Below are 13,444 nucleotides of genomic sequence, written 5' to 3'. Positions count from 1 at the left end.
AGCCTCCCTCCGGCCACGAAAAAAGCCCCGCTGCAACAGCGGGGCAGGTGGCAGGCAGAGGTGCCTACGGGACAACGGAATAACGTGTCGCGTCAGGATTTCGCGATCGCGCGCAACATCCAGGCGGCGCTTTCGTGGAAGGCGCTGCGCTCGGTTGCCAGGTCTTCGGTCACCGGGTCGCGGCGGCCGTCGACCAGCGTGACCAGCGCGTGCAGCCTATGGGCGATGCGTTCGTGATCGGCGGCCAGGTCCTCGACCATCTCGGCAGCGGTCAGGTCGACGCCCCGGTCCTCGATCTTCGATTTCTGGACGATCTCGGCCATGGCTGCCGGAGCCAGCTGGCCCAGCGCGCGGATGCGTTCGGCCAGCTCGTCGGCGGCTTTGAACATGTTCTCGTACTGGTCTTCGGTCAGCTTGTGGATCGAATAGAACAGCGGGCCTTCGACGTTCCAGTGATAGGCGTGGGTCTTGAACACCAGTCGGTAGGTGTCCGCCAGAACCCCGGAAAGGCCCTGGGCGATGGCGTCGGTGTCACGCACGCCGGTCGAAACTTCGCTGGCGGAAGGCACAACTTTCAGTCCATCTTTCATCGGTCATCTCCTTTGATTTCCTATTGAATAACAAACGCATGGCCCCGGATCGGGTTCCAAGATCGGTGGGATTTCCCGCCGCGCGCCCATCATCCGGCACGGACAGGCCGACAGGATCCGCCGATGAAATCCGGCCCCCGAACGCAGACGGGCGGCCCGCTGTCGGACCGCCCGTCGGCGTTGTGGTCGTGGCCGGCACGGCGCCTCTGCGCCCCCGCCGGCCCGGCCGCGTTACCAGGTGCCGCGCACCAGGCGCACAACCAGCGTGGCCAGGAACAGAACAAGGAACAGCACGAACAGAACCTGTGCAATCCCCGAGGATGCCGCCGCGATACCACCGAACCCGAACAGGCCGGCAATCAGCGCGACAACAAAGAAGATCAGTGCCCAATACAGCATCGTTACATCCTTTCACATCGATCACTGGGGAAAGAACGTGGCTGCGGGCCCGGCGGTTCCGGAAATTTGGCCGGGAACTTTTGTGCCCGTGGTGACGTTGTCAGGGGGAACCGCGCACAGGCGCGACGCAGCCGGGCACCGTTCGGCGCCCCCTGTCCGATGCCACCCCGGCACGGCCGGGAGAGGCACCGCAACGGCGCGCCCGGCCTTATTCAGGCTGAACCGAGGAGTTCACCCCAGATGCCAGCCGCCATCCCGACCGGGCCTGTCCTCGCCCGTCAGCTGCCGGATCGCACCGGTCAGGTCGCTTTCCGTCCACGGCCGGCTGAGATGGACAACCCCCGGGGTGGCCACGGCCGGCGGCGGGCCGTTCAGCACCAGGACACGGCCGCCCGCGCGGCATTGCTCGGCGATCAGCGCCGCAGTCGTGGCCGCGTCTGGCGCCACGCCGATGACCACCAGCTGCGGCCTGTGACCGGCTTCGGCCAGCATCGCCCGGGCGGTATCGACCGTGCGCAGATGCAGGACGGGGCCCATCAGGCGACGTTCGAACGCGTCTATCAGATCATCCGCCTCAACGAAGTTGTCGACGATGATCAAGGTCCCGATGTCGGTGCCGGCGCCCGCATCTTCCATGTGATTCTCCGTGGGGTTTTCCGGCTGATGCCACGAATGCCCGGGCCGGGGCATTAAACTGCGACATAGGACGACACGATTGACGACCGATTGCACCAATTGCCCGCTTCGCCGGTTCGACCTGTTCCACCCGATGACCAAGACGACCCTGGGCTTCATGATGAAGTTCAAGACCGGTGAACTGGTCGCCCAGCCGGGCACCGAGATCCTGACCGAACAGGCGTCTTCGTCGCAGCTGTTCACCGCCCTGTCGGGCATGGGCATCCGCTACAAGACAACGCGCGATGGCGATCGGCAGGTCGTGGGCTTTGTCCTGCCCGGCGATTTCGTCGGGCTGCAATCGGGCGTGATGGATGTCATGCGCCATTCGGTCGAAGCCACGACCGAGATGCGGCTGTGCGTCTTCAACCGCTCCGACCTGTGGACCCTGTTCAAGTCGCAGCCCGACCTGGCCTTCGACCTGACCCACCTGGCCGCCAACGAGGAACACCTGCTGGGCGAGGCCCTGACGGCCATGGGCCAGATGGATGCCCAGGCCAAGATCGCCTGGGCCCTGCACCGGTTCGACCACCGGCTGGGCGCCGTGGGTCTGCGCCGCAACGGCCGCGTGCCCCTGCCCTATCGCCAGCAGGATCTGGCCGATGCGCTCGGCCTGTCGCTCGTTCATACCAACAAGACCCTGGCCCGCCTGCGCAGCGGAGGCGTGCTCGACTGGTCCGACGGCTGGCTGTCGGTGCGCGACCCGGCCAAGCTGGCCAGCCTGTGCGACATCGAGATCGACGACGAGATCAACCCGGCGCGGCCGCTGATCTGACAGACAGCCCCTTCAGACACGAAAACGCCCGGCACGATGGCCGGGCGTTTCGTTGTGGGCAGGGGCCGTGGCCCCCGCACCGTGCCGGGTCAGACATGCGCCGTGCGCGACCGCGGACCGGCGATGAGCCAGATGATGAAGCCCACCAGCGGCAGCAACAGCACCAGGAGGCACCACAGCACCTTGGACCCGGTCGAGCTGGCCGAACCGATGATGGACACGATTGCCCAGATGTCGAGGATCAGCAGGATAAGACCGCCAATACCGGTGATTTCCAAACCCATGTCATTTCTCCTTTGGATCGGGGGGATTGCGCGGCCGGGCCGCGCGGTTGCAGGCGGCTATTGGCTGCGCAATGCCGCGATGAGATCGTCCTTGTTCATGCCGGAGCGGTCGTCGATATCCAGCTCGCGCGCCCGCTCGTAGAGCTCGGACTTGGTCCAGTCCTCGTAGGGCGGCGCCTTGCCACCTTTCTTGGACGGCTCCATGTTGTCATTGGCTTGGGCATTGGCGATCGCCGCAGCCTTGGCCTTGCCATAGCCCTTGTCGCGCAGGGCCTCGTAGGTGTCGGGGTCCTTGATCGACGGACCAAAGTCTTTCTCAGCCATTTCCACTCTCCGCATAGGCGGTGCGCACCAGGTTCGGCAGGACATCGACCTCAAGCGCACAGGCCGAGATCAGGTCGTCGGCTCCGGCGCTGCATTTCCGCCAGTCCATGCCGCTTTCGCCAAGCATGCCGGCCAGGGCGATGGCGCCCAGCAGAACGGCGGCGCGCAGGTCAAGGCAGTGGCGGTTCCCTGTCGATGTCGCTGACGGCATCGGATTGTTTCCTTCTTGCTGTCCCGTTGTCATCACAACGCCGATCGAGGCCGCCGGTTCCCTTGAAAAACGCCCTTTGCTTGCCCATGGCCTGCCCCTTGCCTGACCTCTTCGCGCGCCCGCGCGTAGGCGCGCCCGGCCCCACGCAGCCGGCACAACCGAGGGAAACGCAAACCCCCGGCCCATTGTTTCAAAAGGAATTTTCGGAACGATCCGCGGCAGGCGGCGGTTGTCCCCTCACATGGCCCGAACGGCGGTACACATCGCCGGACGGGCCGGACGAAAGACAATGACGATCCAATGGAAGGAGTTTCCCATGCTTCGCATTTTGACCGCCTCGACCCTCGCCCTTGCCATCGCCGCCCCGTCCTTCGCGGCCTCGACGGCAGCCAGCCAGGCCGGCGCGAACGACGTGGAAGATCCCATCATCATGGACGAGAAGTGGGACTTCAGCGTGACCAACCTGGACCTGCTGAAATCCGAGCCCGAGGGCTACAAGAAGATTGACGCCGGCACCGTTGCCGCATCCGACGTGGTGGGCCTGCGGGTCTATGACGCCAACAAGGAATGGGTCGGCGAGGTCGACAACCTCGTGGTGACGCCCCAGGGCGAGATCGTGGCGGCCATCGTGGGCGTCGGCGGCTACCTGGGCATCGGTGAAAAGGACGTCGTCGTCAGCTATGACACGCTGATGCTGACCGAGAACATGGAAGACGGCAGCCTGCGCATCTATGCCAACGTCACCGAGGACGGGCTGAAAGGTCTGCCGGCCTACGAATCGTAAGCCATAGACCATATCCGACGATCAGGGGCGCCTTCGGGCGCCCCTTTTGCTTTGTTTGACGCACGTGTTCCTGGCAGGACGTCACAACATTCGTGTCGAGTAGCGCCAAGAATTCACTGCCTCCTGCCATCGCGGACCCGGAACTATTGGTGGGCAGCACCATCGCCTTGCACGTGCCCGGCAACCCGGTCTGCGAAATGCGGATCAACAGGGTACATCAAGGCGCTTCCGCCCGGCAGCGCGGCCTCAGCATTGCAGGCCGACAAGCGTCATATGTCGCCAACGTCCTGCTACACAATCCCGGCAATGCTGGCGGACAAGCACCGTCATCCCGCCCGGAGGCACGGGTTCAGCAATACTGGTCGACGAGCGCCATCAATTCGCCCGGGGTCAGCGGCTTGCGCAGGTGACCGGCGATGCCGTAGCGGCTGAGCACGCCGGCATCGACCTGGCGTTCGTCGCCCACCACGGCAATGACCGGGGCCGATTGGCCGGTTGCGCCCGGCAGGCCACGGATGCGCTGGCTGGCTTCCAGCCCCACATCGTCGGGCAGCGTGACATCCATCAGCACCACGCCATAGGCATCGGGGTCCGAGCTGTAGCGCGTCAGCCCGTCCTGGATGCTGGCCGAGATATCCACCTCGACCCCCAGCGTATCGCGGATTTCCTGCATCATGAACCGGGTGAACCCGTCATCTTCGACCAGCAGGATCTTCTTCTTGGCATGCATCTTAGGTGATTCCGATCAACCTTAACGTGCGCACTTTCACAATCACTACACCAAAGCGCGATGCCGTCAAACATCTAAAAACCTGCATACCACCCACGGCAGAGCAGCATGGCCCCTGCGCAACACCCCCGTGGCCCCGGGGCCACGGGCGTCGGCCGGGTCGGTCAGAACCAAGCGGTCTGCATGTCGAATGCCGAGGCCTCGTTGTCGATCAGCGTGCGCGCCCAGCCTTCGGTGCGCACCAGCTCGCGGGCGTGGAAATACCGCGCAGCCTGTTGCTTGCCCTTGAGAAAATCGCTGTCCCCCTCGCGCGCCGCACGGGCATCGGCGGCCCGGGCGATGCGCAGCCACATCCAGCCCATCACCACATGGCCGGCGAAATCGAGGTAGAGCGTGGCATTGGCCAACCCGCGCTCGGGATCGGCCCGGACCGCGCCGGCCAAAGACCGCGTGACCTCTTCCAGCCGGTCGACAGCCCGGCCCAGTCCCGGGCCGAGCGGATGGTCGCCCGCCGCGATATCCGCGCGGATCGCTGCGGTCAGGGCAGCAAATCCGGCCCCGTTGTCCATCAGCACCTTGCGGCCCAGCAGGTCCATGCCCTGGATGCCATGGGTGCCTTCGTGGATCGGGTTCAGCCGGTTGTCGCGATAATGGCGCTCGACCGGGTAATCGCGGGTATAGCCCGCCCCGCCCAGCACCTGGATCGCGTGCTTGTTGGCCTCAAGGCAGAATTCCGACGGCCAGGACTTGGCCACCGGGGTCAGCACGTCGAGCAGCACCAGCGCCCCGTCGTCCCCGGCCCGGTGCCGGTCGACCAGCCCCGCGCAATAGAGCGCCAGCGCCAGGGCCGGTTCGACCGCCGCCTTCTGGGCCAGCAGCAGCCGACGGATGTCGGCATGATCGGTCAGCGGCACCTGCGGGCTGGCCGGATCCTTGGCCGTGGGCGACCGGCCCTGCGGCCGCTCGCGGGCATAGGCCAGCGAGGCCTGGTAGCCCGCCTGCCCCAGCGCCGTGGCGCCCATGCCCACGCTGACCCGCGCCTCGTTCATCATCTGGAACATGTAGCGCAGCCCCTGGTGCGGCGCGCCGACCAGTTCACCGATGCAATCGCCGGCCTCGCCGAAGTTCAGCGCGCAATTGGTCGTGCCGCGATAGCCCATCTTGTGGTTCAACCCGGCCAGCGTGACATCGTTGCGCACCCCGTCCAGCCGGATCTTGGGCACGATGAACAGCGAGATGCCCTTGACCCCCGGCGGCCCGCCCGGGATCTTGGCCAGGACCATGTGCACGATGTTCTCGCTCAGCTCGTGCTCGCCCGCCGAAATCCACATCTTGCGCCCGCTGATCCGGTACTGCCCGTCCTCCATCGGCTCGGCCCGCGTGGTGATGTCCGACAGCGACGACCCGGCCTGCGGCTCGCTCAGGCACATCGTGCCAAAGAACCGTCCGGCGACCATCGGTTCCAGGTAGCGCGTCTTTTGCGCGTCGGTGCCGAAGGACTGGATCAGCCGCCCCGCCCCGATCGTCAGCATGGCATAACCCTTGATCGAGATATTGGACGCCGAAAAGACAAAGGACGCGGCCTGGTGCACGATCTCGGGCAGGCCCAGCCCGCCATGGGCCGGATCGAAGGGCCCGGCCAGGAAGCCGCCGTCGACAAAGGCATCGACCGCCGGTTTCACCACGTCGGGCAGGATCGCCCGGCCGTCGACGAATTGCGGCTCGTTCTCGTCGATCTCGTGGGCATGGGGCAGGTAATGGTCGGCCGCGATCTGGTCGGCCGTGTCCAGGATGCCCAGCACCGTTTCGCGGTCCAGCTCGGTGCCCTCGATGATCCGGTCCACCCGGGCGACGTCGAACAGCTGAAACAGCAGATCCTCGCGGTCATATGCGCGCATCTCGTCCTCCTCTTCCTCGCCGGCAGCTTACATGCGAAACACCGTTCCGCAACAGCGCAGAGCCCCCGTAACCCAGCGTAGCATCGCCCGGCGGGGGTGCGGTCATGGCCCGGGATGTTGAGTTCGCCGGCCGGAAGGCCTATCTCGGCTCAAACCGCGCGGAGAGCTGCCTTGGCCAACACCCTTTACAAGAACGACCTGCCCGACGGGCTGGACATGGGGCCCGTGGTGGCCATCGATTGCGAGACCATGGGCCTGAACCCCCATCGCGACCGGCTCTGCGTCATCCAGATGTCGGGCGGCGACGGCAACACCCATATCGTCCAGGTCGAGAAGGGCCAGACCGAGGCGCCCAACCTGGCGCGCGTGCTCGAAGACCCCGACGTGCTCAAGCTGTTCCATTTCGGCCGGTTCGACATCGCCGCGATGTATCACACCTTTGGCGCCCTGGCGGCCCCGGTCTATTGCACCAAGATCGCCAGCCGGCTGGTGCGCACCTATACCGACCGCCACGGGCTGAAGAACCTGTGTTCCGAGCTGCTGGGCGTCGACATTTCCAAGCAGCAGCAATCCAGCGACTGGGGCGCCGAGACGCTGACCCCCGCCCAGCTGGACTATGCCGCCTCTGACGTGCTCTACCTGCACCGCCTGCGCGACAGGTTCGACGACATGCTGGCCCGCGAAGGGCGCACGGAGATGGCCCAGGCCTGTTTCGATTTCCTGCCGATGCGCGCCCGGCTGGACCTGGCCGGCTGGCCCGAAACCGACATCTTCGCCCACTCATGACCGAGGCAGAGCAGTTCCTGGCCACTGCCCGGCAGGTCGTGCAGGACGAGGCCAAGGCGCTGGACGCCCTGGCCGCCGGCCTTGACGGGCGGTTTGCCGAGGCCGTGCAGATGATGCTGCAGGCCAGCGGGCGGATCATCGTGTCGGGCATCGGCAAGTCGGGCCATATCGGGCGCAAGATCGCCGCGACCCTGGCCTCGACCGGCACACCGGCGCATTTTGTCCACCCGGCCGAAGCCTCGCATGGCGACCTGGGCATGGTGGCCAAGGGCGACGTCGTGCTGGCCATCTCGAATTCCGGCGAAGCGCCCGAACTGGCCAACCTGCTGGCCTATACCCGGCGGTTCGGCATTCCGCTGATCGGCCTGTCCAGCCGGCTGGACAGCACGCTGATGAAGGCCGCCGACGGGCATCTTGTCATCCCGGCCATGGGCGAGGCCTGCGGCTTTGGCATGGTGCCGACGATTTCGACCACGCTGACCCTGGCCATGGGCGATGCCCTGGCCGTGGCCCTGATGCAGCACCGCGATTTCGGGCCGGATGCGTTCCGCAACTTTCATCCCGGCGGCAAGCTGGGCGCCCGGCTGTCGACCGTGCGCGACCTGATGCACACCGGCGCGGCCCTGCCGCTGGTGGCCGAGGACACGGCCATGCCCGACGTGCTGATCGAGATGACGCGCAAGGAATTCGGCGTGACCGGCGTGACCGATGCCGATGGCAACCTGACGGGCATCATCACCGATGGCGACCTGCGCCGCCACATGGACGGGCTGCTGACCTGCGTGGCCCGCGACGTCATGACCCGCGATCCCCGCAGCATCCCGCCCGGCGCCATGGCCGAAGAGGCCGTGGCCCGGATGACCGGCCGCATCACCTGCCTGTTCGTCGTGCCCGAGGGCAGCCGCCGGGCCGAAGGGCTGATCCGCCTGCACGATTGCCTGCGCGCGGGGCTGGGCTGAGCCGATGGACAGCTATTCGCGGCGGGTGGCATTCCTCAAGGTGGTCCTGCCGCTGGCCGCGCTGGCCATCCTGTCGACCCTCTTCCTGCTGTCGCAAAGCGCCGATCCCAACGCCACGATCCCCTTTTCCGACGCCGAGATCGCCGAGCGCATCCGCGACCAGCAGATCACCGAGCCGCGCTTTGCCGGCACCACCGAACGCGGTGACGAGGTGTTCCTGTCGGCGGCCAAGGCCGTGCCGGGCACCGGCGACGACCCCGCGGCGGCGCAGAACCTCAAGGGCCAGATCCGGCTGGCCCGGGGCGGGGCGATCACGCTGGAGGCCGAAAGCGGCTGGATCAACCTGCCCCGCGACATCGCCGAATTCCGCGGCCGGGTGACCATCACGACCGACACCGGCTATCGCCTGGTGACCGACCGGCTGGAAACCGCGGTCAAGCGCATCGATGCCACCGCGCCGGGCCAGGTGACGGGCAGCGGCCCGCTGGGTGACCTGGATGCAGGCGCCATGCGCGTGATGGCGCCGGACAATGACGCCGAGGCCACGCATTTGGTGTTTCTCAATGGCGTCAAGCTGCTATACGATCCGCAGTCAACCAAGAGGTGAGCCTTGCTGCCGCGACTTACATGTCTCGCCCTGACGGCCGGCCTGCTTGCACAGGCGGCGGCGGCCCAGGGAACCAACCTGGCCTTTGGCGGCCTGCAGGCCGACACTTCGCAACCGGTCGAGGTGACCGCCGATGCGCTGGATGTCGACCAGGCCGATGGCACCGCCGTCTTCACGGGCAATGTCGTGGTCGGCCAGGGCGTCATGCGCCTGTCGGCCACCGAGGTGCTCGTCGTCTATAAACAGGACCGGTCGGGCATCGAACGGCTGGTCGCCACAGGTGATGTCGTGCTGGTCAACGGCCCCGATGCGGCCGAGGCCGAAAAGGCCGATTACACCATCGATTCGGGCATCATCGTCATGACCGGCGACGTGCTGCTGACCCAGGGCCAGAACGCCCTGAGCGGCGAGCGGCTGAATGTCGACCTGGCCGCCGGCACCGCCCGCATGACCGGCCGCGTGCGCACGATCCTGATCCCGGAAGACGAGTGATGGACGGCCCCGACCTGGACGTGACCCCCGGCTCGGGCGGGCTGCGCGTCGAGCACCTGCGCAAGTCCTACCGCAAGAAGACGGTCATCCGCGACTTCTCGATGCACCTCGACCGCGGCGAGGTCGTGGCCCTGCTGGGGCCCAACGGATCGGGCAAGACGACAACCTTCTATGCCGTGGCCGGGCTGGTCTATCCCGAGGCCGGATCGGTCACCATCGACGGCCAGGATGTCACCACCCTGCCGATGTACCGCCGCGCCCGGCTGGGCATCGGCTACCTGCCCCAGGAAATGTCGATCTTTCGCGGCCTTTCGGTCGAAGACAACATCTCGGCCGTGCTGGAAACCGTCGAGGGCGATCAGCATTCCCGCCGCGAGCGGCTCGAGGAACTGCTGTCTGATTTCTCGATCGAACACCTGCGCCGGGCGCCCGCCCTGGCCCTGTCGGGCGGCGAACGCCGGCGGGTGGAAATCGCCCGTTGCCTGGCCGCCAACCCCAAGTACCTGCTGCTGGACGAACCCTTTGCCGGGGTCGACCCGATCTCGGTCGGCGACATCCGGCACCTTGTCGCCGATCTCAAGACCCGGGGCATCGGCGTGCTGATCACCGACCACAACGTGCGCGAGACTTTGGAAATCGTCGAACGTGCCTATATCCTTCATGATGGCCGCGTGCTCATGTCGGGAACACCCCGCGACGTGGTCGAGAACGAAAATGTCCGCCGGGTCTACCTGGGCGAAAATTTTCGCATTTCCTGACCCTTTTCGCGCAATCTTACTATTCCGGATGGCAAGCGGTATTTGGCACAGGTTTGGCATGACTTTGCCGCATCGCCCCGCGTCTTTTCATTGACAGGGGCCTCAAGGCGGTTCTCAATGGGCGTCATGGCACGACTTCATCGCGACGCATTCCCCGCAAACGCCATCCCGCTGGCAACAGCCCGGTATTGCGGTAACCGTGACGTCTCGATGGCGGGCCGGCTTTTCACCTTCACCCGATAGACCGAATCGGTGCGCCCGGCGTGTTGCCGGTTCGCGGGTGAGTTGCCACGAGGAGAGCTCATGCAATACCAGATCAGCGGACACCAGATCGACGTCGGGGCGGCGCTAAGCGCCCATGTCGAAGGGGAATTGGGCAGCGTCGTCGCCAAGTACGCACAGCGACCGACGGATGCAAACGTGGTGTTCTCGCGGTCGGCCCATGAATATGTCTGCGAATGCACGGTGCATCTGTCGACCGGGCTGACCGCGCAGGCCAAGGCCCATGCGACCGAGATCTACGCGGCTTTCGACGGCTGCTGCGAGAAGATGGACAAGCAGCTTCGGCGCTACAAGCGGCGGCTGAAGGATCACCATCGCGACCGCGCGGAACCGGTTGAACTCTTCGGGGCGTCCTCTTATATCCTCGCCTCGGAAGAAATGGCCGAAGAAGCCGAGCCTGAAACGCTCCAGCCAATCATCGTCGCCGAGATGGAGACAAAGATACCGTCTTTGTCCGTCGGCGAAGCCGTGATGCAGATGGAGTTGGCAGGGGCCCCGGTCCTTGTGTTCAGGAACGAAGGCAAGGACGGGCTGAACGTGGTTTACAGACGGGACGACGGCAACATCGGCTGGATCGACCCGTAACAAAAGGTAACCCCGCCGGGGTGGAGGCGGGCCGGAGCAGAGAACATGGATCTTTCGAAAATCCTCGACGCCGAGGCTGTGAAGGTTCTTGCATCGGTCTCGAGCAAGAAACGCCTCTTTCAGGATATCGGCGACCTGGCCCATTCAGCCTACGGGCTGAACGCGGGCCAGACCGTCGAAGCCCTCATGGAACGGGAAAGCCTCGGTCCGACGGGCGTGGGCCACGGTGTGGCCCTGCCCCATTGCCGGGTGTCCGGCGTGACCGGCGTCAAGGGCGTCTTCCTCCTGTTGGAAAAGCCCATCGACTTTGGTGCGATCGACCGCCAGGCGGTGGATATCGCCTTTGCCCTCTTCGCCCCCGAAGACGCCGGGGTCGAACATCTCAAGGCCCTGGCCCTGGTCTCGCGCACCCTGCGGGACCAGACGCTGTGTTCCAAGCTGCGCGCCAATCACGACGCGCCGACGCTGCATGCCATCCTGACCGAAGGCCGGTCGATGCAGGCGGCCTGAGCCGCATTCCCACCAAACACGCCGGGTCAGGATCAGCCTCCGCGACGAGGTCAGACGGTGCCGCCGATCCGCCGGGCCCGGCAAGACCAGCCCGCCCCGCCGGTATGTGCATGACGGTCAGTCCCGTTGGTTCATCCGTGCCGATAAGCCCCTACCGGTCAGTGCGTGACGGTCCATCCCGCCGGCCCATCCGTGCCAATCCGCCCCGCGGATCAGCCCGTGTCGATCAGCCTGCCGGTCATTTCGCGACGGCCGGTCCCGTAGACCAACCCGAACCGATCCGCCCCGCGCATCAGCCCGGGTTGATCAGCACCGCCGGTCATTTCGCGACGGTCAGCCCCGCTGGCCCATCCGCGCCAACCCGCCCCGCGGATCAGTCGCGCCAGGGCCCCCAGCCGAACATCATGTAATCCCGCTGGTAGATCTTGCGCGCCATCTCTTCGATCTCGTCGTCGTAGATGTCGACCAGCGCATGCGGCGTGTCCGGCGCCGTGGCGCCCGGCACCGGCACATCACCCGCGCCCAGTGACGCGGCCAGCGCCGTGACCTCGGCCCGCCATTCCTCCTCGCGGAAGACATGGTCGGGCGGCACGAAATCCCCGAAACCCTGCAACGCCTGCGCCTGGCTGCACCAGGCCGCATCGACGCGCACCGCCGTCTGGCCGTTCAGGTTGGCCCGCAGGAAATCCAGGAACTCGGCAAAGGCCCGGCGATGTGCGGCCCGGCTCCAATCGGCGCCCGGACCCTCGCGCGGGACCGAGACCTTGTGCACCCGGCGCAGCGTGTCGCGGATCTGCAGGTAGCTGCCCGGCCCGGCGTTCAGGATGCGCCGGCAAAAGGCCGCATGGGCCCGGGCCACCGGGTGGCGCAGCACGGTAAAGCTGCGGTGGCCCCGGTTCTGGCGCTTCCACTTGCGCAGGTCTTTCTGGCTCATCCGCAGGGCCAGCGCATCGCGGTCGACCCCGTCCAGCGCGGCCAGCCAGTCGATGACCTCGTCCTCGGGCGCGCCGCGCATGGGCAGGAACAGCAGCGGCGTCCGCGCGGCACCGACATAAGACGGCGTGGCCGCCCCGCGCCGGGGTTCGAAATTCGGCGTCCGGGTCAGGTTGAACCGGTCCAGCCCGGCCAGCGCCTGTTCCATCTCGGCCGGGTTGGCCACCTTGTCGCCGATCGGCTCGGGGTTCTGCGGCTTCAGGCTGGTGTCCAGCGCCTCCAGCCGGGCATCCGTGCCCAGCCAGGCCGCCAGCCCGTTCATCACGTCGAGGTCGCGCAGATCCTCGTAGGCCACGTAGAACGCCGTCTGGCCGCTGGTCTGCAGGCCCCGCATCAGCCGCAGCTGGAACGCCTGCAGCGCCTCGACATGGGCGTCGAACTCGGCCCCGTCGAACCGCACCCGCGCATCCTTGCGCCGGGTCACGTTGGTCAGCTTCCACTGGCCGGTTTCCTGCGCGATCTTCCAGCTGACATAGCTGTCCAGCGGGTTGCGCGTCAGCACGATCTTGGCGCAGCGCGGGTCCTTGAGGGCCTTGTCGATCACCCGGTCGTCGTGATCGTGGAAACAGCGGAACCCGGCCAGCCCGTCATGCTGGCGCAACGCCCGGAGCAGCTTCATCGGATCGCCGTCGCGCATCTGCTGGGTAAACCCCAGCATCTCGGTGCGGTTCGGGTAGCCGATGAAATGCGGATTGAACAGCTCGCCCAGGCAATGCAGCCCGTCAAAGGCATTGAGATTGGTCTCGAGGAAATTCGAGCCGGTGCGCATCTCGGCGAAGACGACGAAGTAATCGAAGCTCAT

At 66.2% G+C, this 13,444-nt stretch carries 18 protein-coding genes; 9 read left to right on the top strand and 9 right to left on the bottom strand.

Translation table 11 applies throughout. From position 1 onward, the window contains the following. Positions 1–92: 92 nt before the first annotated feature. The 3 genes from ACK3BB_RS03690 to ACK3BB_RS03680 all read right to left on the bottom strand — a co-directional run bounded on the left by ACK3BB_RS03690 (position 93) and on the right by ACK3BB_RS03680 (position 1,625). A complete protein-coding gene (locus ACK3BB_RS03690; protein ID WP_428927383.1) occupies positions 93–590 on the bottom strand; it encodes a Dps family protein in 498 nt (165 codons plus the stop codon). A 231-nt stretch (positions 591–821) separates the two neighbouring features. Further along, a complete protein-coding gene (locus ACK3BB_RS03685; RefSeq protein ID WP_428927382.1) occupies positions 822–989 on the bottom strand; it encodes a DUF1328 domain-containing protein in 168 nt (55 codons plus the stop codon). A 231-nt stretch (positions 990–1,220) separates the two neighbouring features. Next, positions 1,221–1,625: a hypothetical protein gene (locus tag ACK3BB_RS03680; protein ID WP_428927381.1), complete on the bottom strand. Its 405-nt coding sequence runs from the start codon at positions 1,623–1,625 to the stop codon at positions 1,221–1,223. Positions 1,626–1,704: 79 nt separating this feature from the next. Here ACK3BB_RS03680 and ACK3BB_RS03675 point away from each other — a divergent pair, with 79 nt between their 5' ends. Beyond that, entirely contained in the window at positions 1,705–2,439 is a 735-nt protein-coding gene (locus ACK3BB_RS03675) for a Crp/Fnr family transcriptional regulator (protein WP_428927380.1), read from the top strand. 89 nt (positions 2,440–2,528) lie between these two features. Here the strand turns inward: ACK3BB_RS03675 and ACK3BB_RS03670 are convergent, their stop codons facing one another. The 3 genes from ACK3BB_RS03670 to ACK3BB_RS03660 are packed head-to-tail and all read right to left on the bottom strand — an operon-like array spanning position 2,529 to position 3,258. Next, a complete protein-coding gene (locus tag ACK3BB_RS03670; RefSeq protein ID WP_428927379.1) occupies positions 2,529–2,723 on the bottom strand; it encodes a PLDc N-terminal domain-containing protein in 195 nt (64 codons plus the stop codon). A 57-nt stretch (positions 2,724–2,780) separates the two neighbouring features. Beyond that, the gene (locus ACK3BB_RS03665) at positions 2,781–3,047 is read right to left on the bottom strand and encodes a Rho termination factor N-terminal domain-containing protein (RefSeq protein ID WP_428927378.1); all 267 of its coding nucleotides are present in this window, start codon (positions 3,045–3,047) and stop codon (positions 2,781–2,783) included. Continuing rightward, a complete protein-coding gene (locus ACK3BB_RS03660; protein ID WP_428927377.1) occupies positions 3,040–3,258 on the bottom strand; it encodes a hypothetical protein in 219 nt (72 codons plus the stop codon). Before ACK3BB_RS03660 ends, ACK3BB_RS03665 begins: the two co-directional genes overlap by 8 nt. A gap of 316 nt (positions 3,259–3,574) precedes the next feature. Between ACK3BB_RS03660 and ACK3BB_RS03655 the strand changes: the two genes are divergently transcribed. After that, complete coding sequence (locus tag ACK3BB_RS03655) at positions 3,575–4,042, top strand: PRC-barrel domain-containing protein (RefSeq protein WP_428927376.1); 468 nt, start codon at positions 3,575–3,577, stop codon at positions 4,040–4,042. A gap of 349 nt (positions 4,043–4,391) precedes the next feature. Here ACK3BB_RS03655 and ACK3BB_RS03650 read toward each other — a convergent pair whose 3' ends face one another. Together ACK3BB_RS03650 and ACK3BB_RS03645 are read right to left on the bottom strand one after the other, a co-directional pair. After that, positions 4,392–4,772 (bottom strand): response regulator, encoded by a 381-nt coding sequence (locus tag ACK3BB_RS03650; RefSeq protein WP_428927375.1) that lies wholly within the window; start codon positions 4,770–4,772, stop codon positions 4,392–4,394. 164 nt (positions 4,773–4,936) lie between these two features. Further along, complete coding sequence (locus tag ACK3BB_RS03645; protein WP_428927374.1) at positions 4,937–6,670, bottom strand: acyl-CoA dehydrogenase; 1,734 nt, start codon at positions 6,668–6,670, stop codon at positions 4,937–4,939. A 171-nt stretch (positions 6,671–6,841) separates the two neighbouring features. On the opposite strand from ACK3BB_RS03645, the gene ACK3BB_RS03640 reads away from it, so the two are divergent. From ACK3BB_RS03640 to ACK3BB_RS03610, 7 genes are all read left to right on the top strand, one after another. Further along, positions 6,842–7,456, top strand: coding sequence for a ribonuclease D (locus ACK3BB_RS03640; RefSeq protein WP_428927373.1), 615 nt, complete (start codon positions 6,842–6,844; stop codon positions 7,454–7,456). After that, the gene (locus ACK3BB_RS03635) at positions 7,453–8,415 is read left to right on the top strand and encodes a KpsF/GutQ family sugar-phosphate isomerase (protein WP_428927372.1); all 963 of its coding nucleotides are present in this window, start codon (positions 7,453–7,455) and stop codon (positions 8,413–8,415) included. Before ACK3BB_RS03640 ends, ACK3BB_RS03635 begins: the two co-directional genes overlap by 4 nt. A 4-nt stretch (positions 8,416–8,419) precedes the next feature. After that, the gene (locus ACK3BB_RS03630; RefSeq protein ID WP_428927371.1) at positions 8,420–9,022 is read left to right on the top strand and encodes a hypothetical protein; all 603 of its coding nucleotides are present in this window, start codon (positions 8,420–8,422) and stop codon (positions 9,020–9,022) included. Positions 9,023–9,028: 6 nt separating this feature from the next. Continuing rightward, positions 9,029–9,514 (top strand): lipopolysaccharide transport periplasmic protein LptA, encoded by a 486-nt coding sequence (lptA, locus tag ACK3BB_RS03625; protein WP_428928812.1) that lies wholly within the window; start codon positions 9,029–9,031, stop codon positions 9,512–9,514. After that, on the top strand, positions 9,514–10,272 hold the full coding sequence (gene lptB / locus ACK3BB_RS03620) for an LPS export ABC transporter ATP-binding protein (protein ID WP_428927370.1): 759 nt from the start codon (positions 9,514–9,516) through the stop codon (positions 10,270–10,272). The genes lptA and lptB overlap by 1 nt, the downstream gene beginning before the upstream one ends. Before the next feature lie 303 nt (positions 10,273–10,575). Further along, positions 10,576–11,139 carry a ribosome hibernation-promoting factor, HPF/YfiA family gene (gene hpf / locus ACK3BB_RS03615; protein WP_428927369.1) on the top strand — a complete coding sequence of 188 codons (564 nt, stop codon included), beginning with the start codon at positions 10,576–10,578 and terminating at the stop codon, positions 11,137–11,139. 45 nt (positions 11,140–11,184) lie between these two features. Then, positions 11,185–11,649 (top strand): PTS sugar transporter subunit IIA, encoded by a 465-nt coding sequence (locus tag ACK3BB_RS03610; RefSeq protein ID WP_428927368.1) that lies wholly within the window; start codon positions 11,185–11,187, stop codon positions 11,647–11,649. 373 nt (positions 11,650–12,022) lie between these two features. Here the strand turns inward: ACK3BB_RS03610 and ACK3BB_RS03605 are convergent, their stop codons facing one another. Then, the gene (locus tag ACK3BB_RS03605) at positions 12,023–13,444 is read right to left on the bottom strand and encodes a sulfotransferase family 2 domain-containing protein (protein WP_428927367.1); all 1,422 of its coding nucleotides are present in this window, start codon (positions 13,442–13,444) and stop codon (positions 12,023–12,025) included.

The organism is Marinibacterium sp. SX1, assembly GCF_050389775.1.
Taxonomy (GTDB): domain Bacteria; phylum Pseudomonadota; class Alphaproteobacteria; order Rhodobacterales; family Rhodobacteraceae; genus Marinibacterium.
Note: the sequence above shows the minus strand (reverse complement) of the source record. Positions and strands in the feature narration are given on the sequence as shown.